The 25,091-nt window shown below is 41.5% G+C and carries 17 protein-coding genes; 6 read left to right on the plus strand and 11 right to left on the minus strand.

Translation table 11 applies throughout. The features are described 5' to 3' along the window. Positions 1–50: 50 nt before the first annotated feature. A complete protein-coding gene (locus tag ACL9RF_RS09525) occupies positions 51–3,356 on the minus strand; it encodes a S41 family peptidase (RefSeq protein WP_422800381.1) in 3,306 nt (1,101 codons plus the stop codon). Positions 3,357–3,749: 393 nt separating this feature from the next. On the opposite strand from ACL9RF_RS09525, the gene ACL9RF_RS09530 reads away from it, so the two are divergent. Then, complete coding sequence (locus ACL9RF_RS09530; protein WP_422800382.1) at positions 3,750–6,896, plus strand: SusC/RagA family TonB-linked outer membrane protein; 3,147 nt, start codon at positions 3,750–3,752, stop codon at positions 6,894–6,896. Between the two features lie 20 nt (positions 6,897–6,916). Next, on the plus strand, positions 6,917–8,356 hold the full coding sequence (locus ACL9RF_RS09535; protein ID WP_422800383.1) for a RagB/SusD family nutrient uptake outer membrane protein: 1,440 nt from the start codon (positions 6,917–6,919) through the stop codon (positions 8,354–8,356). 37 nt (positions 8,357–8,393) lie between these two features. Here the strand turns inward: ACL9RF_RS09535 and ACL9RF_RS09540 are convergent, their stop codons facing one another. The 5 genes from ACL9RF_RS09540 to gcvP all read right to left on the minus strand — a co-directional run bounded on the left by ACL9RF_RS09540 (position 8,394) and on the right by gcvP (position 14,722). Continuing rightward, a complete protein-coding gene (locus ACL9RF_RS09540; RefSeq protein WP_422800384.1) occupies positions 8,394–9,128 on the minus strand; it encodes a zinc ribbon domain-containing protein in 735 nt (244 codons plus the stop codon). Continuing rightward, the gene (locus ACL9RF_RS09545; RefSeq protein ID WP_422800385.1) at positions 9,128–10,225 is read right to left on the minus strand and encodes a Nif3-like dinuclear metal center hexameric protein; all 1,098 of its coding nucleotides are present in this window, start codon (positions 10,223–10,225) and stop codon (positions 9,128–9,130) included. The genes ACL9RF_RS09540 and ACL9RF_RS09545 overlap by 1 nt, the downstream gene beginning before the upstream one ends. Positions 10,226–10,257: 32 nt before the next feature. Continuing rightward, the gene (locus ACL9RF_RS09550; protein ID WP_422800386.1) at positions 10,258–10,758 is read right to left on the minus strand and encodes a hypothetical protein; all 501 of its coding nucleotides are present in this window, start codon (positions 10,756–10,758) and stop codon (positions 10,258–10,260) included. Positions 10,759–11,059: 301 nt separating this feature from the next. Next, positions 11,060–11,770, minus strand: coding sequence for an SAM-dependent methyltransferase (locus tag ACL9RF_RS09555; protein WP_422800387.1), 711 nt, complete (start codon positions 11,768–11,770; stop codon positions 11,060–11,062). 81 nt (positions 11,771–11,851) lie between these two features. Beyond that, complete coding sequence (gcvP, locus tag ACL9RF_RS09560) at positions 11,852–14,722, minus strand: aminomethyl-transferring glycine dehydrogenase (protein ID WP_422800388.1); 2,871 nt, start codon at positions 14,720–14,722, stop codon at positions 11,852–11,854. A gap of 448 nt (positions 14,723–15,170) precedes the next feature. Here gcvP and ACL9RF_RS09565 point away from each other — a divergent pair, with 448 nt between their 5' ends. From ACL9RF_RS09565 to bshC, 4 genes are all read left to right on the plus strand, one after another. Continuing rightward, positions 15,171–16,085 (plus strand): dimethylarginine dimethylaminohydrolase family protein, encoded by a 915-nt coding sequence (locus ACL9RF_RS09565; RefSeq protein ID WP_422800389.1) that lies wholly within the window; start codon positions 15,171–15,173, stop codon positions 16,083–16,085. Continuing rightward, the gene (gene ctlX, locus ACL9RF_RS09570; RefSeq protein WP_422800390.1) at positions 16,085–17,008 is read left to right on the plus strand and encodes a citrulline utilization hydrolase CtlX; all 924 of its coding nucleotides are present in this window, start codon (positions 16,085–16,087) and stop codon (positions 17,006–17,008) included. Before ACL9RF_RS09565 ends, ctlX begins: the two co-directional genes overlap by 1 nt. Before the next feature lie 140 nt (positions 17,009–17,148). Further along, positions 17,149–18,462 (plus strand): nicotinamide mononucleotide adenylyltransferase, encoded by a 1,314-nt coding sequence (locus ACL9RF_RS09575; protein ID WP_422800391.1) that lies wholly within the window; start codon positions 17,149–17,151, stop codon positions 18,460–18,462. A gap of 174 nt (positions 18,463–18,636) precedes the next feature. Beyond that, positions 18,637–20,226 (plus strand): bacillithiol biosynthesis cysteine-adding enzyme BshC, encoded by a 1,590-nt coding sequence (gene bshC / locus ACL9RF_RS09580; RefSeq protein WP_422800392.1) that lies wholly within the window; start codon positions 18,637–18,639, stop codon positions 20,224–20,226. Positions 20,227–20,240: 14 nt separating this feature from the next. Here the strand turns inward: bshC and ACL9RF_RS09585 are convergent, their stop codons facing one another. From ACL9RF_RS09585 to ACL9RF_RS09605, 5 genes are all read right to left on the minus strand, one after another. Beyond that, positions 20,241–20,783 (minus strand): NUDIX hydrolase, encoded by a 543-nt coding sequence (locus ACL9RF_RS09585; protein ID WP_422800393.1) that lies wholly within the window; start codon positions 20,781–20,783, stop codon positions 20,241–20,243. Between the two features lie 9 nt (positions 20,784–20,792). After that, the gene (locus ACL9RF_RS09590; RefSeq protein ID WP_422800394.1) at positions 20,793–22,532 is read right to left on the minus strand and encodes a phospho-sugar mutase; all 1,740 of its coding nucleotides are present in this window, start codon (positions 22,530–22,532) and stop codon (positions 20,793–20,795) included. Between the two features lie 80 nt (positions 22,533–22,612). After that, positions 22,613–23,254 (minus strand): hypothetical protein, encoded by a 642-nt coding sequence (locus tag ACL9RF_RS09595; protein ID WP_422800395.1) that lies wholly within the window; start codon positions 23,252–23,254, stop codon positions 22,613–22,615. Positions 23,255–23,258: 4 nt separating this feature from the next. Beyond that, positions 23,259–24,131: an SDR family oxidoreductase gene (locus tag ACL9RF_RS09600; RefSeq protein ID WP_422800396.1), complete on the minus strand. Its 873-nt coding sequence runs from the start codon at positions 24,129–24,131 to the stop codon at positions 23,259–23,261. A gap of 5 nt (positions 24,132–24,136) precedes the next feature. Continuing rightward, positions 24,137–24,901, minus strand: a complete 765-nt coding sequence (locus ACL9RF_RS09605) for an enoyl-CoA hydratase/isomerase family protein (RefSeq protein WP_422800397.1) — start codon at positions 24,899–24,901, stop codon at positions 24,137–24,139. Between the last annotated feature and the right edge of the window lie 190 nt (positions 24,902–25,091).

Genomic DNA, 25,091 nt, shown 5'->3' on the forward strand with positions numbered 1-25,091 from the left:
AAGAAAATGGGCTATCTTTTCAGAAAGCCCACCCCTTAACTTTATTTTTTTTAGTTTACCCGAATCGGGTCTGCAGGTTTTTTCACCTCTTGGTAAGGATAAGTTTTAATCTCTTCAAGAAGTAATTTTACCGTACGCTCCAACTGTGGATCGCGCCCCTCCAGAAGGTCCTTTGGCAATTGCTCTACAAAAATATCAGGTGCCACACCTTCATTTTCGATAATGTAATTGCCTTTAAGATCGTAAACGCCGAAATTCGGCGATGTAATACTACCGCCATCCAATAACGGTGGATACCCCGAAATACCCACTAAGATTCCCATCGTTGTACGACCAACGAGCTTACCTATACCACGGTAGCGGAACATATAAGGCATCATATCACCTCCTGAGCCAGCATTTTCATTTATAATCATAGCCTTAGGGCCAAAAATGCCATTTCCTGGTGTCGTGAATGAACGGCCATCACGAATCCCCCACCCTGCGATAAGCTCGCGGGAAAGCAAATCGATTACATAATCGGCAACAGAGCCACCGCCATTATTACGTTCATCGATTAAGAGGGCCTTTTTATCCATCTGCGAGAAGTAGTATCTATTAAAATTAGTATACCCCTCTTGTGCGGTATTTGGCATATACACATAAGCAATTTGCCCTTTACTTAACGCATCGACTTTTTTACGATTCGATTCGATCCAATCCATACGGCGCAGCTCAATCTCATCGCCGAATGAAATTGGTTTTACCGTCACTAGGCGGGCGCCATCGAAACTAGGTTTTGTGTTTAGGTGCAATACCACCTGTTTACCCACCTTATTTTCCAACAATTTATAAAGGTTATTACCCAAGGCAAGATTAACACCATCCACGCCGACAATAAAATTACCCTCATAAATAGAAACACCAGGCTCTGCCAAAGGCGCTTTAAAGGAAGGGTTCCAATCCAGGCGCGTAAATATTTTATTAATTTTATAAACCCCATTCACCTCTTCAAGATCAGCACCCAGCGCCCCCGTACTCACCGATGGCGACGACGGCTGGTCTCCAGGATAAATATAGGCATGCCCTACAACCAACTCGCCCATCATCTCATTTAACAAATATCCTAAATCAGAGCGGTGGTTTACATACGGCAGAAACTTCTTATACTTCGCCTTTACAGCCTCCCAATTTGCGCCGTGCATATTTTCTACGTAGAAAAACTCCTTTTGCATAGCCCATACCTCATTAAATATCTGCTCCCATTCTGCCGCAGGGTCTACCTCAAATTTAATATTATCGATATTTAGCTTGCCTGCACCAGGTGCAGGCTTCTGCCCGGCATTTACAATATGAAAATCGCGCCCACTGGCGTAAAGCATTTTTTTACCATCAGCACTAACACGAAACGCACGTGCCCCCTCGACCAAAGATTTATCCTCCATTTTGGCTAAATCATACGCACCTATCGTACCAGCACGTTGATAGGTCAATATATTTTCAACCGAACCATCCAGACGGTAATAGCCGCTTGGTAACGGTAAAGCCACAATACGTCTATTTATACCATCGAAATCAACCTCCAGCTTCTTTTCTACAGCTTTTGGTTTTTCTTCAGGTTTAGCCCCCCCCTTAGAAGAAGATTTTTTCTGCGCATCTTTCTTGTCTTCCGTTTTAGGATCTTTTTTTTCATCGGCAGCTTTATCCTCCCTCACAGTCTCTTCATCGCTTTCATTTTTGAAGAGTGAAGGTGTAGCCTTCGATAGAATAAAGGCATACACATTATACGATGGGTTGCGCTCATAGGCCGACATATGTAATCCCGAATTGGTAAGCCCTGTATTAGTACTAGCCGTAAAGAACAGGTATTTGCCATCCCGACTGAAAGTCGGCTGCGCAACGGCACTCATACCGTCCGTAATCTGATGCGTTTGTTTACTGGTAAGGTTATACATAAACACGGCACGCACACCATTGTTCAGGCTCTTTACATAGGCTATCCAATTGGAGTCAAATGCCCAGGAAGGTTCAAAATGATTACGTGTACGCCCAGTAATGGAAGCCATTTTATCGGAATCTACCAAAACCACCTGCTTGGTTGTTACATCTACGTAATATAAATTAAGGTGCGCATCATTATAAAACAACTTCTTACTGTCTGGCGACCATGCAGGTTCGAAATAAAATAAACCCGTACCTAAATTAATATAAGTCGGCGCCTCTGTTCCCTTCTGATCACGCAATACCAATTCATATTTACCATTTTTATCCGAAAGGTAAGAAACCCATTTCCCATTAGGGGACCATGCCGGAAAGCGCTCATGGCTACCCGGAGAAGCAGAAATATTTCTGGCATCGCCCTTTTCCTTAGGAACGGAAAATATCTCACCACGGCTTTCAAATAATGCCCGCTGCCCTGTCGGCGAAATATCAAAATTGCGGATATCATTTTTCATCTCCTCGTACTTCGTACGCTTAAACATCGGGTCGGCATGCACCGAAATTTTTAAGGTATTAACCTGTTTATTGGCAACGTTTAAGATATGCAAACGCCCTGCATACTCAAAAGTCAGCTCATTATCGACACCATGTAACGTACGAACATCGTAATCCGTATAATTGGTAAGCTTTTCTACTTTTTTTGTTTGGGTATCATAACTAAAGATATTTACAATCTTATCCCTATCGGAAAGAAAGTAAACCTTAGCCCCCAACCATAGCGGTTTTACATCGTTGCAACGCTCACCCGGGATTACCTCTACATTTTTAGTTTTGGTATCAAAGATCCAAATAGAAGGCATACCGCCACCACGGTACCGCTTGAAGGCCACCCTATCACGCTCCGTAGGGTCCGAGTTTTTAATATATGCCCAATACCTTCCATCGGCCGATGACGAACCCTGATAAGCCTCAGGCATCAATAATGGCGTTGAAGTTTCGGCCTGTAAACCTGTTTTATACAAACGAGCACCTAAGGAATACTGAAACTCCCGCGTGCTCTGAAAGTACACTTCAGAATTATTTAACCAGCCTCTTACCAAATCTGCAGCAGGATGGTAAGTAATCCTTTTGGGTTCACCGCCATAAACCGGAATGGTATACACATCCGTATTACCATCATAATTACCCGTGAAGGCAATCTGTTTTCCATCAGGAGAGAAAATTGGGTTCATTTCTACCCCAGGATTTGTCGTTAAACGCTTTGGATTTTTTCCATTCTTATCGGCGATCCATATATCACCCCCATACACAAAACTAATATGGTCTTTACTTATACTAGGGCTACGGAGTAAAAGTGTCTCCTCCTGCGCTGCAGCAGTGCCGAAAAACCCTAGAGCCAAGGCAAAACTTAATAAACGGGTTGCTTTTTGAAACATATATATTGAAATTCTCAGGTTAACTATACAAATATATTGTATTCTATAAATAATTTGAGATAAAACACCCTATTTTACAATAATATTGCATTAATAAGCATTAAAAATTGAACAAAAAAAGCAAAATACACTCAAAATACCGCTAATTAATTAATTTAAAGAGTCAAAAATATTGACATAAAGAAAATATAATGTTATCTTGCAGGAAATAAAAAGGACTTATTGTTAATAAAACGCTATTTATTATAAATACTACCGTTTTTACAATTAAAAAAAGTTCTTTAAGGTGCAAACTCTAGAATTGCTCAAATATATTTTAAATAAAATATACTAACCAGATTAAAAAAGCTATTCCCCCATAATTGCTTTTTTATTCACTAACTAAACAAACATATGAAACAAAAACTTCTAAGTATCTTATTGGTGCTATTTGGGCTTAATATAAGCGCCTATGCACAAGAAATTTTATTTCAAGGCCATGTTATTGCAGACGACGACGGCAGGCCGCTATCTGGTGTAACTGTTTCCATTTTAGGCACAAACACCGCCACACAGACTAATTCCTCTGGTAAATTTTCCATTTCTGCATCCAAAAATAATACCTTAATTTTTTCCTACATAAATTTCAAAAGTAAAGAGGTAAAACTTGGCAGTCAGTCCAATCTTACCGTAAGATTGTTATCCCTTGATCAGAGTTTAGACGAGGTCGTTGTAACTGGTTATTCGGTATTAACTAAAAAAGAATTTACCGGCGCATCCCAAAGGGTGGGTGGCGAAAAATTAGCCCAGCGCCCCTTACAAAGCTTTAGTCAAGGACTTACTGGGCAAGCTGCGGGGGTTAACATTGTGCAAGCCACAGGATTATTAAACAACCCTCCTGTGATCCGCGTAAGGGGTTTAAGCTCCATTTCATTAAGTTCCTTTCCCTTGGTTGTTATAGACGGCATTCCTGTATCCACTAATGATGTTTCAGAAAATGCTGCTGCAAACAACCCTTTAGCAGATATTAACCCAGCCGATATAGAATCTATTGACATCTTAAAAGACGCCGCATCGGCTGCCTTATATGGTTCTCGGGCTGCCGCAGGGGTATTGGTCGTGACTACAAAGAGAGGGAAATCTGGATCTACTAAATTGACCTATAATGGTTGGGTTGGGGTAACCCATGCTGTAAGACTGCCGAAAGTTTTAAATGCTCAGCAGTATATGGACTATAAAAACCAGGCCATTGCCAATGCACGGGAGCTCTCCCCCTCGCTTCCTGAAAGCAGTTATCCCTCCAAAGGTGGTTTCTTCCCGATGTATGACGACAAGGGCAACATGATTGAAACAGACTGGTATAAAGAAGTTTATAGGTCTGGTTTTTCTCATAATCATGATGTAACGCTATCTGGAGGTACTGAAAAAACTCAATACTACTTCTCGGCAGGACTATCTGAGCAGGAAGGTATCCTTAGGGCAAATAAATTTAGCCGTAAATCAGGAAGATTTAATATTGCACATAAAGCTACAGACTGGCTGAAGTTCAACGCTACCCTCGCCTATACAAACTCTTTGAATAATGCCCCTAATAGCGGTTCCTTTACGGGGGGTGCGTTTGCTTATTCCGGTTTAGCACGTATTGCTATAGCACAGTCTCCTAATGTACCTGCTTACAACGAAGATGGATCTTATTATTTGAATGGGGCAGCAATTGGCAGTGGTAATAATGTTTTAGAACCCACTTTTCCCAACCCTATGCCACTAATAGACTTGGATAAAAACAAATCAGAAACAAACCGTTTATTTTCAACAATTGGAGCGCAGTTAAAACTACTTGAAGGATTAACTTTTAATACTAACTTTACCTGGGACCTTCGGAATACGGATAACAACCGATTCTGGAATCCTATACAAGGAGATGGTATTGGTGTTATGGGACAGGCCTACAATAACGCAGCAAAAATCAACAACTGGAACATTATCAATACTTTAAATTACAAAAAATCGTTTGACAAACACCACTTTAACATCCTTATTGGTAATGATGCCCAGAAAACAAAATCCGATAACTGGGGTGCAGAACGCCAAAATATTGCAGACGATTTTTTCACACATTTCCAAGGGTCGTTTACCATTGACGCTGCTGCAGGTAATGATTTAACACTTCAAGCTTTCGAAGCGTATTTAGGATCTATTAACTATAACTATGCAGGCAAGTATTTTATTAGTGGTAATTACCGGAGAGACGGAAATTCCGCATTATCACCAAAGCACCGTTGGGGTAATTTTGGTGGCGCATCGGTAGGTTGGACCCTATCGGAAGAGGATTTCTTCAAAAACTCTAGCCTAGGGGATATTTTCCCTACGATGCGCCTTAAAGGTAGCTGGGGACGCGTCGGAAATGGAAACCTAAACGCACTTTACGCGGCCTATAGCACCTATGGAGCCACAATTTATGGCGGTGGTAATGCTTTTGTATTTAACCAAGCAGGAAACGATAACCTGAAATGGGAAACCAGTAGTCAGAAAAATATTGGCTTGGAATTTTCTTTACCAAACAACCGCTTTTCTGCCGAAATAAATTGGTATAGAAAAGATATTGACAACTTGATCCTCGACGTACCGCAAACACCATCGAAAGGCATACCAGATAATAGTATCTTGATGAATGTAGGATCTATGTATAACAGGGGATGGGAATTTACCTTAAATGCTACGCCTATACGCAAGGAAAACTTCCAATGGAATAGCTCATTAAATTTCTCGATTAATAAAAATGAAGTTACAGCCTTAGCTGATGGTGTAAACCAATTATTAAGCTACACCAGTACCCTAGAGTTAACAAATATTACAAAAGTGGGTTCGTCGGCCGCTCAGATTTATGGCATACAAACCGCGGGAATAAACCCTGAAAACGGAAGGCGTATTTTTGTCGATAGAGAGGGGCGTAAAGTACAGTTTCAGTATCTTGGCGGTGAATCGACTTGGACATTATTAGATGGTACTCCTGTAAATAGCATCTCAGATCAGGCGATTATGCTAGGGAATACACTTCCAAAATGGTATGGTGGTTTCAATAATACCTTTGCGTATAAAAATTTTGATGCCGCACTTAATTTTACCTTCTCCGGAGGGAATTACATTTATAATGGCTCACGTGCAGGTCTTCGCGACCAACGTATCTGGAACAATTCAACAGATGTTCTAGGCTCATGGACAGAAACAAATAAAAATGGTGATATCCCTAGGGCTATATATGGCGACAATATTTCAAATGGTTCAGCTTTCTTAATCCAAGAAAATGTTGAAAAGGGAGATTTTCTACGTTTACAGACCGCCACTTTGGGCTACAAATTGCCAACATCCGCATTAGGACGATCAGGAATTAGCAATTTACGTGTTTTCGCCTCTGTAAACAATGCCTTTATTATTACTAAATATACAGGTGTAGATCCTGAAATTTCCTCCAATGGAAATTCAAATATTGGGTCTGGAATCGAGCGTAACGCAATGCCGAACGGAAGGGCTTTCACTTTTGGTGTAAACGTAACTTTTTAAATTAAAAAAATTAGCACATTATGAAAATTTATAGAAAATACAGCAGATATTGTTTTTTAGGGATTTTAACAGCATCCATATTTTTAGGGTCTTGTGGTAAAAATTTCTTAGATGCACCACCGATTTTAAATTTACCTGAAGATGTATCCATGGATACTAAAGCGCGTATCGAAGCACAGACGGTTGGTTTATATGCTTCTTTAAAAAATGGAAATTTTTATGCGGGCAGGTATCAGATCTACAACGATATCCGAGGGGATGAATTTATAAATCGAACCAATAACGTGGTTACGGGCTTTGGTGTTTATATGTTTACCAACGACCCCAGCGACACGTATGTTGCAAACTTCTGGATTCAGGGCTATCTGACCATTAATAGAATAAACAAATTTCTGCATGATATTGAGTTGGTAAAAGAAGGGATTATTACAGATGTTGAAAAGTCCGAATTTATTAGTGAAGCAAAATTTATTCGAGCCTTAACCTATTATGCCTTAATACAACTATTTGCTAAACCGTACACATTGGATAATGGGGCATCTAAGGGTATACCATTACGATTGAATCCAGAGACGACAATTGCTAACAATAGCCATCCTAGTTCGCCGGTAAAAGATATTTATGCGCAGATATTAAAAGATTTAGAGGATGCAGAAAAGTTTATTTCAGCTCCACGTGCTGGGGATTACGCTTTCACTAGAGCGCATAAAAACACCGTAATAGCCTTAAAAACAAGGGTATTCTTAGCGATGGCAAATTACCAACAAGTGCTAGTTGAAGGCAAAAAACTGGTTTCCGCTACAGCTCCATTCCAAGCACCATCAGGCATAACACACGCTTTGGCACCTAATATTGTTGACGTATTCAAAAATTATAAAACAGCAGAAAATATCTTCTCCTTTCCTTATGCAGCCAATAATGCGCCAGGAACACAGAACCAATTGGGGTTTTATTACAATGCTGGAAATATTGAGTATTACTTAAATACCGGAAGCACAGGAATATTTAGCAATCCAAACTGGCCGAGTGAAGACAGCAGAAAATCACAGCTAACGACGTTATATCCAAACTCTACATGGAATTTATTGACAAAATGGGGTATAGCACCATTCTTAGATTGGGTACCTGTAATACGATACGCTGAGGTCCTTTTAAATGTGGCAGAGGCGGAAGCAGAGGTTGGGGATGAAAAACGCGCTATCGCGCTTTTAGAAGCGATACGCCATCGTTCAAATCCAGGTTATGAATTTAAAGATCTATCCGATAAGCAAAAGATTATTGATGCTATTTTGTTAGAACGAAGAATAGAGTTACTAGGTGAGGGTTTTAGAGCTCCAGATTTACAGCGTAGGTTACAGCCGCTGCCTGCCGTTGGGACGGGTAGAACAGTTCCGTTTAGTGATAATCGTTATACATTTCCAATCCCTACGGATGAGGTCTTAATTAACCCACAAGGTTAAATTAAAAAAACCTGCGTTAATTAACGCAGGTTTTTTTTTAATCTTCAGATGCTATTTCTTCATCTACCAATACACGACCACAGTGCTCGCAAATAATAACTTTTTTACGTTGACGGATCTCCGATTGTAACTGAGGTGGAATCTTGTTGTGACATCCAGAACAGCTATCACGCTCGATAGAAACAACACCTAAACCATTACGGAAAGAGCCACGCAATTTGTTGTAAACTTTCAATAAACGTTCGTCGATGTTTTCAGAAGCCGTTTCCGCTTTCGCCAAAAGAACCTCTTCATCGATTTGAGTCTCTGCAGTGATGGTATCTAATTCTTGTTTTTTAATCTCTAACTCTCCTTTAGAAAAGTCCAGATTTTTTTGTGTCTTTTCGTAAGACTCGGATTTGTTTTTTATTTCAAATTCCGACTCTTTAATACGTTTCTCACATACTTGAATCTCCAAACCTTGGATTTCAATTTCTTTAGAGATCGCATCATACTCACGGTTGTTTTTAACCTCGTTCAACTGACCTTCGTATTTTTTGATCGCAGATTGTGCATCTTTGATCATGTTTTTACGTTTTACAATTGAATCTTCAAAGTCATCTAACTCAACGCGAATTTTTTCAAGACGAGTTTCTAAGCCTGCGATTTCATCCTCAAGGTCAGCAACTTCGATAGGAAGCTCGCCACGTACCTGACGGATCTTATCTATTTTTGTGTGGATCGATTGCAAGGACCACAGTGCCTTTAGTTTTTGTTCTACGGTCTGTTCCATTAACTGTAGTATTTTATGGGATTTGTGTCTATTTCTGTCAATAGGACAGCAAAGTTAACAAATTTTTTCGTAATAATCTCCAACAATAATTCTTGTGTAAATTGTTCAGATTCAAAATGTCCAATATCAGCAATCACCAGCTTCCCCTCGGCATCAAAAAATTCATGATACTTATAATCGGCGGTAATAAATATATCCGCGCCCGAGCGCTTGGCATCATTCAGCAAGAAACCACCCGAGCCACCGCAAACCGCAACACGCGAAATCGGTTTATCCAAAATTTGGCTGTGGCGTATTACCTTAACATGAAGCCTATCCTTTAAATAAGCAAAAAAGGCTGTCGCCGACATAGGTTCTGCCAGATTACCAATAATACCGGCACCGACATCCTGCAGGGAGTTTTCCAGCGCATAAATCTGATAAGCAACCTCCTCATAAGGATGAGCCGCCAACAGGGCCACCACAATCTGGCGTTGCAGCAAAGCTGGAAAAACAACCTCAATTTTTGTCTCTTCCACACGCTCCTGCTCGCCTATCTGTCCGATAGCAGGATTTGCTCCCGGCAGCGGGCGGAAGGTACCATACCCCGCCGTGTTATAGCTACATTGGTCATAATCACCTACACGACCAGCCCCCGCATCGAACAATGCCTGCCGCACTTGCTCCACATCCGTACGCGGCACATAAACAACCAACTTCTTTAACAAGCCCGGCTTAGGACTTAAGATAGCTTGATTTTCCAAGCTTAATTTTTCTGCAATCTTCGAATTAACACCCCCCGTAACATTATCAAGATTGGTATGTATCGCATATAAGGCAATACCATGTTTTATTGCTTTTATAATTGTACGCTCGACATAATTAGCCCCATTAAACTTCTTTAAGCCTTTAAAAACAATAGGGTGATGGGAAACAATAAGGTTACAGCCTTTTGCGATAGCCTCATCCACTACAGCCTCCGTACAATCCAAAGAAATAAGAACCTGGGTTATGGCTGTCTCCATATCGCCAACAATAAGGCCAGCATTATCATAAGACTCCTGGTAAGCTAATGGCGCAATGGACTCCAAATATTGGGTAAGTTCTTTAATTTTCATACGCTCGTATTTTTAAATCGATAAAACACTAACTAATCTTTATTTTCTAGCGCTTTAGCATCATCAGCCGGTAGAGGAGGTACCTCCAAACTTGCGGATGTAGTCTTCAGCAGTTTACGATATTCATTTATTTTAACCCAATACACAACAAAACTAACCAGACTAAGCACCGACAATAAGTACCGCACAAAGAACGGTGTAGGGAAGTTGGCGGCTAAATTACTGCCCGCAAACCAATACCCCTGTTTGGCTGTAGGGTTCTCTTCTACCGCAATTTTACGGTCATAAAACTCATTATTCAAAGAGTCTGCCAATCGCCGTACCACCACAAAATTCCAGTAAATATCAAATAATGGAATGGCCAAAAACCATGCCTGATTAGGCATAATACATTGGTTGGCTTTGCGCACCCGCTTCAGTGTAACACGAATTGTATTGGCAAACAACAGTTTAATAATAACCTGAAAAATAAAGGCGACTACAATTATTGACTCCACCTTTTCCAAATCAACAGCATTCAAAAAATCATCCATATTATATCTATTATTTTGCTACGACTAAACGCTAAAATTCACAATGCCATAAAGATAATTTTTTTATACCAAATCAACCGGTACTGAGGGCCTATTTTGTTGCGCTAACACCTCTTAAAATGCAGGGAAGCGCGACATATAGAAAGAACCACCAACAGCCGCCCACCCCAAACACAACCCTATCTAAACCCATACGCACACAAAAGGTAGCCTATAAACAACAAAACACCATAGCACAGCACATTACATAATTGAAAACCTTAACGGAAAAGAGTAAGGGCAAATTTGAGCTGTAAAACAACTAAGCAAACAAGACAAAGATGGCCGGAATTTTATGCAAGTCAACAGGATGTTTCTTCCATTCGCCAATAGTTTTAGTATACACAAACTCATCCGTAGCCGTTAAGTTAGCCGCAATACACAAACGTGTTGTCGGTTTACATACCCGCAGCACTTCATTAAAAAGCTGATTATTACGAAACGGCGTTTCAATAAACAGCTGCGTCATCTTTTCGCGCTGGCTCTGCCCTTCCAAGTCCTTGATTTTCTTACCCCTATCAACTTTATCAATAGGTAAATACCCCTGAAAAGTAAATTTCTGGCCATTAAAGCCCGAAGCCATAAGCGCCAGCAAAATAGAGCTAGGCCCTACCAAAGGCACCACCTGTATACCCCGGCGATGCGCCTCCAACACCACATCTGCGCCAGGGTCAGCCACAGCAGGGCAGCCGGCCTCCGACATCAGTCCGATATCGTGGCCTTTATTTACATTCGCAAAAACCACATTATAATCCATCTTTTCGCGCGTATGTTTGCCATAATCGTGGATGATAAGCTGGCTCTGTGGAATAGGTAAACCTGCAGCTTTCAAAAACCGACGTGCCGTTTTTTCATTTTCTACGACATACTCCGCTATATGTTCAATTACAGCATGATGTAAATTTGTATAAGAAGCCCTCTCGGCACCCTCGGCCAAGGGTACAGGAATAAGATATAATTTGCCTTTTTGCATACTGCAAACCTAATTAAATGAATATGAAAAGCCAAAACTCGACGAGTTTTGGCTTTTCACGAATATAAAATTGACTAAAAATTATGCTTCTGCATACGCTTCAATCGAAGGACATGAACATATTAAAGTTCTATCCCCTTGCGAGTCATTTACACGACCAACTGAAGGCCAAAATTTTCTGTCTTTCAAGTACGGTAAAGGATAGGCTGCCGTAGCGCGCGAGTAAGGTCTATTCCAATCGTCGCTCGTAACAACAGCTGCCGTATGCGGAGCATGTTTCAATACATTTTCCACCGAGTCCGCCTGCCCTGCTTCTACCGCAGCAATTTCCTGACGGATAGCGATTAAAGCATCACAAAAACGGTCAACCTCAACTTTAGATTCCGATTCTGTAGGCTCTACCATTAAAGTTCCGGCCACCGGGAATGATACGGTTGGTGCATGGAAACCATAATCCATCAAACGTTTAGCAATATCCGCAACCTCAATACCTACGTTTTTAAAGCCACGACAATCCAAAATCATTTCGTGCGCACAGCGGCCATTTGCTCCAGCATAAAGAACCGGATAGTGACCTTCTAAACGTGCTTTAATATAGTTTGCATTTAAGATAGCTGTACGTGTCGCGTTGGTTAACCCTTCCCCACCCATCATTGCGATATATGCATAGCTGATCAATAAGATGGAAGCCGAACCAAATGGAGCCGAGGAAACAGCAGAAATACCCTGCTCGCCCGAAACATCAACTACCGTATGGTTTGGTAAGAAAGGCACCAAGTGCGCCGCTACACCAATTGGACCCATGCCTGGACCACCACCACCATGTGGAATACAGAAGGTTTTATGTAAGTTAAGGTGACACACATCCGCACCAATGAAACCTGGACTGGTTAAACCAACCTGAGCATTCATATTCGCACCATCCATATACACCTGACCTCCATTTTCATGGATAATATTACAGATCTCTATAATAGGCTCTTCAAACACACCGTGTGTGGATGGATACGTTACCATTAACGAGTTTAAGTTTGCCGCATGTTCTACAGCTTTTGCTCTTAAATCTTCCACATCAATATTACCACGCTCATCGCATTTTACAACGACCACCTTCAACCCGGCCATAGAAGCCGATGCTGGGTTAGTACCATGTGCCGACGCGGGGATTAAACATACGTTACGGTGGCTCTCACCACGGCTTTCGTGGTAAGCACGAATTACCATTAAACCCGCATACTCACCTTGAGCACCAGAATTAGGCTGGAACGACATCTTTGCAAAACCCGTGATCTCGCTTAACCAATCGTTAAGCTCATTGATCATTTGCATATAACCTGAAGTCTGATCTGCAGGAGCAAAAGGATGCAAAGCACCAAAACGAGCCCATGTTACCGGCACCATCTCTGTTGTTGCATTTAACTTCATGGTACAAGAACCCAAAGGAATCATAGAATGGCATAAAGAAAGATCTTTCGCCTCTAAAGATTTAATATAACGCAACATCTCATGCTCCGAGTGGTAGCTGTTAAAATTAGGGTGGGTAAGATAAGGCGAGGTACGCAACAACTCTGCTGGAATAGAAGTATCCAAGTTGTTAACAAAATCTGCCAAATCTACATCAGCAACAGCATTTCCTTTGATTTTGGCAAAAATCTTAACGATAGTCTGCACATCCTCATAAGTTGTACTCTCATCAATAGAAATACCAACGATATCATCTTCATAGTAGAAGTTCATTTCGTTGTTCAAGGCTTCCGACTTAATACCGGCAGCCTCGGCGCCAACTTTAAAACGTAAGGTATCAAAATACGTCTCATTCAGTTGGGTATAGCCGAATGCTTCAACGCCCTTAGCCGTTAATTTCGCCAGGTCGTTTATGCGTGTAGCGATATTTTTTATGCCTTGCGGACCATGGTATGCCGCATAGAACGAGGCCATGATTGCCAATAAGGCCTGTGCTGTACAGATATTTGAAGAAGCCTTATCCCTACGGATATGCTGCTCACGTGTTTGTAAGGCCATACGTAAAGCATACTCCCCATTCGCATCCGAGGTAACCCCGATAATACGACCCGGGATATTACGTTTGTAGCTATCTTTAGTAGCAAAGTATGCCGCATGTGGGCCACCAAAGCCCATCGGAATACCAAAACGTTGTGTGGTACCTACGACCACATCAGCGCCCCACTCACCCGGAGGCGTTAACAAAGCCAGCGACATTAAATCTGCAGCCACACAAATTGTAATCCCCTTAGCGTGTGCTGCATCTGCAACCTGTTTATAATCGGCAACTGTACCGTTTGCCGCAGGATACTGGATAAAAGCCGCAAAAACATCCTCTGTAAGTTCCGCCTCGGCAACATCGGCCATACGCAGCTCAATACCAAAAGGCACGGCACGAGTTTTTAAAACATCCAAGGTCTGTGGAAATATACTCGGCGCTACCAAAAACACATTGGCATTTTTATTTTTACGTGCGCTGAACAACATAAACATACCCTCCGCTGCCGCAGTAGCCTCATCCAATAGCGAAGCATTGGCAATTTCCAAACCCGTGAAATCACAAACAACGGTTTGGAAATTCAATAAAGCCTGCAAACGACCTTGTGCAATTTCGGCTTGGTAAGGCGTATACTGGGTATACCATCCTGGATTTTCGAAAACATTCCGCTGAATGACACCCGGTAATACAACATTGTAATACCCCTGTCCGATAAAAGATTTGAATACCTTGTTCTTATCAGAAATCTGTGCAATCTTTTCTAAATATGCCACTTCGCTCAAAGCTTTCGGCAATTTTAAAGACGGTCTACGAATCTGTGCAGGAACAGTTTGCTCGATTAATTCGTCTAAAGAATCGACGCCCAAAAACTTCAACATTTCATCTACCTGAGTAGAACTAGGACCGTTGTGACGGTCTTCAAATTTTTCTTGGTAATATACGTTACTCATTTGGCTTAAAAATTGCAAGTACCTTATAGTAATTAACTCTTTGACAAACAATTTATTTACTTAACAACAATTGTTTGAATTTTGATGTGCAAATATACGATTATTACAGCATATTTTTAAGGGTTAGTAACGCACAAATACTTTTACAAAAACATTAAATGTTTAGGTGTTTTATTTCAGATTACATAATCTTAAATAATAGGAATTAAAAAGAATTAAACCAGCCCCACTTAGGTTAACAAAAATAACAAATCATGCCTTAATAACGTAAACCATAAGGGCAATAAGGAGAACATGCATTTGTTTAACATTTTTATTATTAACCCTATGTTTTTATTCATTATTTTTACCTATAAACCTTTATAAATTAATTATTTGCAATAATTATAAAGCACCTGAAAGCCTTAAAAATGTTTACTAATTTAGGGCACCAACAAAAACTTTTTTTATGCTAGAACTACAGATTAAAGATGAAACCAGCAGACTAAAATCAGTCATTTTAGGAATTGCCCAAGATAACGGACCTACGCCAACGGCCGCAGAGGCCTACGACCCTAAATCATTAGCACATATCTTGGCGGGAACCTATCCGATAGAAAAGGATATGGTTGCCGAAACAACCGCCTTTCTGAAGGTATTGGAAAAATATGAGGTCAAAGTATTCCGGCCAAGGGTTATCGCCTCCCTAAACCAACTATTCACGCGCGATATTGGCTTTGTTATCGACCGGTATTTTATAAAAGCCAACATACTCCCAGATAGGGCCGAGGAATGGAATGCCATACAATATATTGTAGACCAAATACCGGCCCAACAATTAATTTTTCCGCCTGAGGAGGTTCATATTGAAGGTGGCGATGTGATGTTATGGAACAATCATATTTTTGTAGGTACCTATACCGGCAAAGATTACCCTCTAATCAATACCGCAAGAACAAATCAAGCAGGAGTAGATTTTATAAGGACGCTATTTCCAGATAAAGAGGTTAAGGCCTTCGACTTAATTAAGTCTATGCACGACCCACGCGCCAATGCATTACACTTGGACTGCTGTTTTCAACCGGTCGGTGATCGTAAGGGCATTATCCTTAAAGAAGGGTTTAGAAATATTGCCGACTACCAGTATTTGGTTGATCTTTTTGGCATGGATAACCTCTTCCATATTACAGCAGAGGAAATGTACGCAATGTACTCCAATGTATTTTCTATAGCCAAAGATATTGTCGTTTCGGAGCAGCAGTTTACACGTCTCAACAGCTGGCTGCGCTTACAGGGATTTACGGTCGAAGAGATACCGTACCATGAAATTGGTAAACAGGAAGGATTATTACGCTGCTCTACATTACCCTTATTACGTGAATAATGACAACAAAACAACATACCGATACTATTTTAATGGTGCGCCCCAATGCTTTTAGAAAAAATGAGCAAACGGCCGTAGATAATCTTTTTCAAAGTGACGAGACAGCAACAGCCGATACCAACAGACTGGCACAGGCAGAATTTGACCATATGCTGGCGGCTTTACGGGAAGCACATATTCGTGTTATTGTAGTCGACGATAATGGTATAAACGACACCCCTGACAGTATCTTCCCGAATAATGTGATCTCCTTTCATTCGAATACGGCCATCTTATACCCCATGTATGCCCCCAACCGCAGGAAGGAACGTCAATTAAACGTCATCGGAATACTAGAAAAAAATAATCTTCATTTCAACACGCTAAAAGATTACAGCACGTATGAAGCGCAGGACCTTTATCTGGAGGGTACGGGCGTACTTATTATAGACCACCAACACCGCATCATCTATTGTTCGCTGTCGGAAAGAGCAAGCCACGAGCTTCTTTTAGTGTATTGTGAAGAGAACAATTATAAACCGGTGGTTTTTGAAGCCACCCAAAAGATAAACGATAGCTACTACCCGATCTATCATACCAACGTATTAATGGCTTTAGGAACACATTTTTGTGTTATTTGTTTAGAATGCATCCGCAATGAAACACAGAAAGCAGAGGTTATTACCCGATTGAAGGCGACAAAAAAAACAATAATTGCGATATCAGAAGCACAGATGAACCATTTTGCTGGCAATATTTTAGAAGTAGCAAACAGCGAGGGAAAGCCTTATATCTGTATGAGCGAACAGGCATTTAAGGCATTTACCACTGCCCAGCTCGAGCAGCTGGAAACATTTGGCAAAATACTGCACTTCCCTTTATATACCATTGAAAAATATGGTGGCGGTAGTGCACGCTGCATGATGGCAGAAATTTTTTATTGATCCTTTTTTTGTCAAGCCATGCCTATCCTGGTGCCGAAGCTTTTGCTAGCAGAATTTTGTATGGCCTAATTCGATTTATAAGCAAATGAACAAGAGCTTAGCTGGAGGTATCTAAATACAAAATTTTGTACCTTTGTATCATGGCAAGAGAGATATTCGAAACAAAACGAAAAGCATTAAAAATTAATTTGGACCCGGCAATTTACGGCACCTTCGCCGAAATTGGTGCTGGCCAAGAGGTAGCGCGCAATTTTTTTGAAGCAGGAGCAGCTTCAGGCACTATAGCAAAGACCATGTCGGCATACGATATGGCATTTAGTGATGCCATCTATGGTGTTGAAGAAGATGGCCGTTATGTAAGCCGTACGAGAGTAACCAAGATGTTGACGCACGAGTTCGATTTACTGACCGAGCGTTTGCATATGGAGAAGTATGAAAACAAGAAATTCTTTGCCTTTGCCGATACGGTGACTACCTTAAATTTTACCAAGACAAATGACCCGCATGGCTGGTTGGGCATACGGTTTCAAGATAAGGTGGGGGGCCCGGTGAACGATATTATTATCCACGTAAGATTATTGGATAGCGATAGTAAGCTACAAGCTAAGGTATTGGGTATACTAGGCGTAAACCTAGTATTCGCTGCATATTATTACTCCTATGACCCGCAGGTAATGATCGAATCATTGGTAGACAACCTGGCTGTAGGTTCTGTAGAGATTGACCTGGTAAAGGTTAGTGGGCCGGTATTTGAACATGCCAATGAGCGCCTATTAAACTTATACCTAATTGCCAAAGGTTATGCTAAAGCCGCCATTTTTAAACCCAATGGTAAAGCCGCGCAGATTAAAGATTATTTGTATAAAAAAGATATTATTGTGCTCCGCACAAAATACCGTCAAAAATCGCTGCCTAATTTTGACCTGTTTAACCTTGCCGTAGAACAGTTTAAAAAGAATACCAATGCCGACCCGGAAAATACGGTGGTATTGATTGAGGTGTTGATGGGAAATGTGCTCGACGATGAGTTGGACTTAACGCACGAGGATTTACAGTACTTTGCTCAAAGAGCGGAGGAGCTGTGTTCCACAGGAAACAACATCATGGTGTCTAACTTCAGAAGGAATAATCATTTGGCTGAGTTTGTTAAAACCTTTAAGCCTAAGCATGTGGGTATTGCCACAAACATATCCAACTTACGCAATATCTTCAACTCCGAGAATTATAATAAAGCCAATTATACCAACGAGTTACTTTCTTATATATCGGGCATGTTCAGTAAGGATGTGAAGCTCTATGCCTACCCTTACCTGAATAGAAAAAGCAATGAGATTATTACAACGAAAAACCTGAAAGTTTCGGAGGAAGCTAAACCATTATACGACTTTTTAATACAGAACCACTATATTATTGATATTGAAGAGTATGATGAGAGATTTGTAAAAACAGTTTAATGTAACCCCAAGGTCCAAGGTTTAAAATAAAAATAAGGCAGTCTAAAAATCTTTAGGCTGCTATTTTTTTTGTCAGATAATCGCTATAATTTAGTGCTTAAGGCCTGGTTTTTTACAAAACCTGTACTTTGTATAGCAAAAGACTATACATTTGTTGGGATTTAACAACGATAGATGAAAGCAACCTACATAGACTATAAAGACACCAACAGCTTTTCGAAGACATTATTGGCGTATTTGGCTGGCGATAAAGCACTTCAACCGTTTTATGGCAACAGTCCGGACATGGCAGGTTTCGAAAAACAACTGCAACAAAAGGCTTCCTTTAAGCACCGTAAACCCTTGGTTGATGCGTTAACGCATCAGTACACAGGCCTGCTGGAGGATGCTGCCCTGGTAGAACGCAATATTCAACTGCTGGCCGATACTAATACCTTTACCGTAACTACCGGGCATCAGCTTAATATTTTTACAGGTCCTTTATATTTTATTTTTAAGATTGCCTCTACAATACGACTGGCTCAGGATTTAAAAGCCAAATTTCCAGACAAGGAGTTTATTCCGGTGTACTGGATGGCAACCGAAGACCACGACTTTGAAGAAATAAACAATACCCGCGTATTTGGTAAAAAGATATCCTGGGATGTGCCCCGTATTTCAGGTACCGGGCGTATGGATACCGACACCATGCGGCAGGTGGTTAAGGAATATTGCGGCATGTTGGGCTTATCCGACAACTCCACAAAACTTACAGCCATTGTACAAGATGCCTACCTACAAAACCGTAAGCTTGCCGATGCTACCCGTGTGCTGGTTAATGCACTGTTTAAGGACTATGGCTTAGTTATCGTTGATGCGGATAAACCGGAGCTTAAAAAGCTTTTCGCTGGAATAATCGAAGACGATATCCTTAACGAAAAAAGCCTGAGAGCGATATCTACCACAACGACAGCTTTAGAAGAGCTCGGGTTCTCCACGCAGGTACATGCGCGCGAATGTAACTTCTTTTACCTTACGGATGAGTTCCGTGAGCGTATTGTTAAAAATGAAGATGGCTTATATGAAGTGCTACACCAAAGCATCTTTTTTACGGCCGACGAATTGAAACGGGAGATCAAAAATAGACCTGAACGCTTTAGCCCCAATGTGGTTATGCGCCCCTTATACCAAGAGGTAATATTACCTAACCTTGCTTACATCGGCGGAGGAGCTGAAATTGTGTACTGGCTTCAGTTTAAGGCCAACTTTGATCAGTTTAAAATCCCATTTCCAATACTGGTGCCTCGGAATTCTGCGATGATAACCGACGACAGCATTGCCGGAAAAATATACCGACTGGATTTAACCTTTAAAAGCATATTTAAGTCGACCACGGCACTACAGAATGAATATGTACGCCGCCATACAACACATCGCTTAAACCTTCGCGACGAGTGGATGGAGTTTAATGCCATATTCGGCAAATTAAAACTACGCTCACACAAAATTGACCCCAGCCTGGGGGCTAGCGCCGAAGCGGTTAAAGCACGACTTAAAAAGGCTATAAACAACCTGGAGAAAAAACTACTAAAGGCCGATAAAAAGAACCACCAGGAAGCGTTGGTGCAGATTGAAAGGGTGAAGGAGAAACTATTCCCTAATGGTGGGCTTCAGGAACGCTCTGAGAATTTCGCTACCCTGTATGTAAAATACGGCGATAGCCTCGTGCAGGAGCTCATTAAGCATTTTGACCCTTTAGCCTTTAAATTTACTATTCTATATTAAAAAAATGGGACTGTTTAAAGCAGTCCCATTTTTTTGAAGGCATAAAACAGTGCCGCACTATGCAGTGCCTGTCCCAGTTGATTTTCAAAGAGAAAATTTTTAGCCTCTTCTATACTCATCACAACGACCTCAATATCTTCAGAGCTATCCAAGTCCTGCTCCTGCACCTTCCTCCCTCCCGTCAAGAGGTAGGTGTACGTTAAGTTTGCACTCGTTGCCGGATTGGCATATAACTTACAAACATAGCTGATATCGTCGAAAGCATAACCCGTTTCTTCCAACAGCTCCCTGCGCGCCCCCTCTTCAGGATCTTCACCCTCCTCGACAACACCCGCAGGCAACTCGACCATAATTTGCTCGGCACCATGCCTATACTGTCTTACAAAAAGAATATTATTTTCTTCCGTTACAGCCACCATGTTGACCCATGTCGGGTATTCTAACACATAATATTCATCTTTAATATTACCATTAGGCATCTGCAGCTTGTCTACCCGCAACGTGGCCCATGGGCGCTGAATAATGTATTTAGAATCTAAGATTTTCCAGGTTTGCATAGTTAAAGTTTAATCTTTTACAATATCTGCCATCATGCGTTTCACCTTATCCTCCAGCGATACAGCCACCGTTTCATAGGCTGCAGCATCCTTCAGCAGCTCCCGTACCGAGCAGTAAAACTTAATCTTCGGCTCTGTGCCAGAGGGGCGTGCCGAGATCACATCCCCATCTACAGTAATAAACTGCAGGACATCCGATTTTGGGAGATTAATTTTCTCCGTATTACCGGTAGCCAAATCCACGGCAATTTGGTTTTCATAATCGCGTATTTCCTTTACGGCAACACCGCCCAATTCCTGAGGAGCATTAGCACGTAAGTCCACCATCATCTGTTTAATTTCGTCGGCTCCAGCTTTTCCTTTCTTCGTTAAGGAAATCAGTTTTTCCTGATAAAAACCATATTGAGCATATAAATCTAACAGCACCTCAAAAAGTGTTTTGCCTTGATTTTTAAAGTATGCTGCCATCTCCGCAATAAAAGCACAGGAGTTTACAGCATCTTTATCGCGAACTAAATCACCCGTCAAGAAGCCATAACTCTCTTCGCCACCAACCAGATAATTTTCCTTACCCTGCAGGGCAGTAATAATCTCACCGATAAACTTAAATCCGGTTAATGTTTCATAGCTTTTAACCCCAAAACTAGCACCAATATCTGCGATTAAATTTGTGGTAACAATTGTTTTCACAATAAAATCATTGTCTTTCAATTCCCCTTTAGCTTTTTTAGACGACAATACATAATAGGTCAAAAGGCTACCAATCTGGTTACCGTTTAACAGCTGAAATTCGCCTTTATTATTTTTCACCGCCAATCCAACACGGTCAGCATCAGGGTCTGTCGCCATAACAACATCCGCATCCAAACGCTGTCCAGTTTTCATAGCTATAGACATAGCCTCTTCCTCCTCCGGATTAGGGTATACCACTGTAGGGAAGTTCCCATCAGGACGCGCCTGCTCTTCTACCACATGCACATTTGTAAAACCCCAGGTTTCCAATATTTTAGGAACCACCGTAATGCCAGTACCGTGGATCGGTGAGAACACAACCTTAAGATCTTTCTGTGCCTGCACCGCTTCCGGGTGAATACTTAAGCCCTTATTGGCGTCGATATAGATGGCATCAAAATCACTGTCTACCCAAGTAATATTAGCCTCATTTCCTTCCAAACGGATGTCCTTAACCGATGCTATAGCATTCACCTCAGCGATTACATTTTCATCATGCGGCGCAACCAATTGTCCGCCATCATTCCAATAAGCTTTAAAGCCATTATACTCCTTAGGGTTATGCGATGCCGTAAGCATAACGCCCCCCTGGCAGCCAAAATGGCGCACCGCAAACGACAACATAGGTGTCGGGCGCAATTCCTTAAATAAAAACACCTGAATTCCCGAACCTGCAAAAACATCCGCTACCAGCTTCCCAAAAGCCTGCGAGTTATTGCGGCTATCATACGATACCGCAACCTTAACCTGCTGCCCTGGAAACTGCTTTTTCAGGTAGTTTGCTAAACCTTGCGTAGCCTTTCCGATAGTATATTTATTCATACGATTCGATCCTACCCCCATAATACCACGTAACCCACCTGTACCAAATTCTAGTTCCTTATAAAAGGAGTCTAACAATTCCGTTTCTTCATGCGCATCGACTAGTGCTTGAACTTTAGCCACCGTATCTTCATCATATTCAGCTGTTAACCACTGATCAATTCTTGACTGAGTTTCTTTATCTATCAGGCTCATTATTATTATTCTAATTATCGTTATTTAAGTTGATTTTCAATTCTTTTAACTATACAACAACCCGCAAAACGGCGATAACCTTAGGCATCGCAGCCTGCATAGGCTCTATCTAATGTGGTAATATACCACCTTCCATTAAAGTTTTGCACGTGAAACACCAGGGGGTCCGACAGGGTTATAATAACGCGGTAGCTATGCTCCTCATTGGCCTCGATATCCTGCAGTTCCTTCGCACTCACTACCTGCTCATTAAATTCTTTCTGAAAGGCTACAATAGTAGACACTTGGTTCGGATGCGAAGTTGTATCACAAAAAAAACCAAATTTATCCCACTTCTCTGTTCCACAGTCGTACTCCGGTAGTTTTTCATACTTCAAAGCATAGCTATTGGTAAGAATAGGGTATGGAAAATTTTCAGGCACAGGCTTATCAAAATCTATTCCCGAGACCTTGGTAAAATGATCCGCTACACCAGGGCGGTAAATTATAGTAAGCCCTAATTCGGGATGCACGTAGGAATTCACTTTTTTAGCATCCTTGCTACTATACGCCTTCACAAATCCTTTAATAACCGTAGTCAAAGAATCGACTTTTTGTATATCATTTACAGATAAAGTATCCTGAGCTATAGTATTTTGTTTTTGTTCGTTATTCTTTGTAGGCGTATTACATCCCACCAACATCAAAAGCACGGCTAAACTGAGAAAAGAAAATCTACACATAGTATTATTTACTGTTTTTACGAATTGTCTGTTCAATCAAATCCCACATCGCTGCAGGCACCTCCTCCAGTACATTCATTTGTCCAGCCCCCTGCAACCATTCGCCACCATCGATTGTTACCACCTCGCCATTTATATAGCCGGCAAAATCAGATACCAGAAACGCCGCTAAATTAGCCAATTCTTGGTGATCTCCTACTCTTTTTAGCGGAACTTTATTCTTAAAATCAAATTTTTCTGCGAGCTCCCCCGGAAACAACCTATCCCATGCTCCTTTTGTAGGGAAAGGCCCCGGAGCAATAGCATTATGCCGTATACCATACTTCCCCCATTCTACGGCTAGGGAGCGCGTCATGGTGAGCACTCCACCCTTTGCCACTGCCGACGGAACCACATATGCCGAGCCCGTAAAAGCGTAGGTTGTAACGATATTCAACACATTCGCCGTCTGTTTCTTGGCGATCCAGTTTTTGCCAAAGGTAAGCGTACAATTGGCCGTACCCTTCAGTACAATATCGATAACTGTAGCAAAGGCATTGGCCGACAAACGCTCTGTTGGCGATATAAAATTCCCGGCGGCATTATTTACCAACACATCTACCCTTCCGAAACGATCCTCACTACTTTTAAGCATATTCTCAACCGACTCAATATCGCGCACATCGCAGCGTACCGCCAATACCGGATTGCCAGTACTTTGCTCTATTTCTTCTGCGGTATGTTGCAGAACCTCCAATTTGCGACTGCTAATTACCAGGTTGGCCCCCAGCTGCGAAAAATATAAAGCCATAGCTTTCCCTAAACCTGTTCCACCCCCAGTAACAACAATAGTTTTTCCCTGAAGAGCATTTTCCTTTAAAGCACCCTGAATACTCATAATCTCTACTTTTTAGCTGTTAAATTATCAATTATTGTCTTTAAAATTGCGCGCGTTTCCGGCCTCCACCACTGCTTCAGCACCTGCTCAATGGTATCGTCGGTCGTAGCTGCCAGCGCCTGAATAAGCTGCTGCCGCAGGTTAAGTTTTGTGGCCGACCAGGCATTGCGTTCAAATTGCGTAAGCACTTTTATACGGCGTAATGCGGCACCTTGAATACGATCGAAAGGCGTAATCTCGTCTACAAGACCTATTTTTAAAGCCTCCTCAGGCTTAAAAAGTTTACCCTCCAGCAGACTTCGGTAAGCCAGCGCCTGTCCAATCCAGAAGCTATACAATGAAAATATTCCCGGCGGAACAATTATACCTACCGGCACCTCATTTAACCCGATAATAAAATCACCCGCTGCCATAACCCTATAATCGCAACATAAGGCCAGCACACAGCCACCTGCAGGGCTGTGCCCGGTAATGGCGGCAACGGAGGGTTTCGGAAAGGATGCCAATTGCAGGACAAGCTGCATAAAACGCTGCCAAAATTGGCGCATCTGCAGTTCATCGTACTGATATAACGTTATCAAATCCAAACCCGAGGAGAAAAATGCCTCTTTTCCAGATAGCACAATACCTTCAATTGCAGGATCAGACTCGGCATAATTTAAGGCCTCGATCAGTTCATCGATAACGGCACTATGCATGGCATTAGATTTCCCTCTATCCAATAGAATATGATAAATATGGTCTTCGGTTTTTGTCTTTAAAAATTCCATAACTTCTTATTTATGAACTACAATATAAGAAAATTATACTGTAGGTTAGGGATAATAGCTGCAGAAAACATATTTATAACAGGTACTCAAAAGTGTTTTCCCGCAAACAACGACAACAAGGAACCTACCCAAAGAAGGTGGATAGGATATAGAGAATAAAAACCGGGTGAAGAGGCCTGTATAAAAGAAA

The organism is Sphingobacterium sp. Mn56C (assembly GCF_049319645.1).
Classification (GTDB): domain Bacteria; phylum Bacteroidota; class Bacteroidia; order Sphingobacteriales; family Sphingobacteriaceae; genus Sphingobacterium.

Excerpts from the sequence above, each read along its gene's own strand:
- ACL9RF_RS09550 (WP_422800386.1), bottom strand. The coding sequence starts at position 10,758 with ATGGATGATTTTTTGAATGCTGTTGATTTGGAAAAGGTGGAGTCAATA.
- ACL9RF_RS09545 (WP_422800385.1), bottom strand. The coding sequence starts at position 10,225 with ATGAAAATTAAAGAACTTACCCAATATTTGGAGTCCATTGCGCCATTA.
- ACL9RF_RS09530 (WP_422800382.1), top strand. The coding sequence starts at position 3,750 with ATGAAACAAAAACTTCTAAGTATCTTATTGGTGCTATTTGGGCTTAAT.
- gcvP (WP_422800388.1), bottom strand. The coding sequence starts at position 14,722 with ATGAGTAACGTATATTACCAAGAAAAATTTGAAGACCGTCACAACGGT.
- ACL9RF_RS09600 (WP_422800396.1), bottom strand. The coding sequence starts at position 24,131 with ATGAGTATTCAGGGTGCTTTAAAGGAAAATGCTCTTCAGGGAAAAACT.
- ACL9RF_RS09525 (WP_422800381.1), bottom strand. The coding sequence starts at position 3,356 with ATGTTTCAAAAAGCAACCCGTTTATTAAGTTTTGCCTTGGCTCTAGGG.
- ACL9RF_RS09565 (WP_422800389.1), top strand. The coding sequence starts at position 15,171 with ATGCTAGAACTACAGATTAAAGATGAAACCAGCAGACTAAAATCAGTC.
- ACL9RF_RS09590 (WP_422800394.1), bottom strand. The coding sequence starts at position 22,532 with ATGAGCCTGATAGATAAAGAAACTCAGTCAAGAATTGATCAGTGGTTA.
- ACL9RF_RS09555 (WP_422800387.1), bottom strand. The coding sequence starts at position 11,770 with ATGCAAAAAGGCAAATTATATCTTATTCCTGTACCCTTGGCCGAGGGT.
- bshC (WP_422800392.1), top strand. The coding sequence starts at position 18,637 with ATGAAAGCAACCTACATAGACTATAAAGACACCAACAGCTTTTCGAAG.
- ACL9RF_RS09595 (WP_422800395.1), bottom strand. The coding sequence starts at position 23,254 with ATGTGTAGATTTTCTTTTCTCAGTTTAGCCGTGCTTTTGATGTTGGTG.
- ACL9RF_RS09535 (WP_422800383.1), top strand. The coding sequence starts at position 6,917 with ATGAAAATTTATAGAAAATACAGCAGATATTGTTTTTTAGGGATTTTA.
- ctlX (WP_422800390.1), top strand. The coding sequence starts at position 16,085 with ATGACAACAAAACAACATACCGATACTATTTTAATGGTGCGCCCCAAT.
- ACL9RF_RS09575 (WP_422800391.1), top strand. The coding sequence starts at position 17,149 with ATGGCAAGAGAGATATTCGAAACAAAACGAAAAGCATTAAAAATTAAT.
- ACL9RF_RS09540 (WP_422800384.1), bottom strand. The coding sequence starts at position 9,128 with ATGGAACAGACCGTAGAACAAAAACTAAAGGCACTGTGGTCCTTGCAA.
- ACL9RF_RS09585 (WP_422800393.1), bottom strand. The coding sequence starts at position 20,783 with ATGCAAACCTGGAAAATCTTAGATTCTAAATACATTATTCAGCGCCCA.
- ACL9RF_RS09605 (WP_422800397.1), bottom strand. The coding sequence starts at position 24,901 with ATGGAATTTTTAAAGACAAAAACCGAAGACCATATTTATCATATTCTA.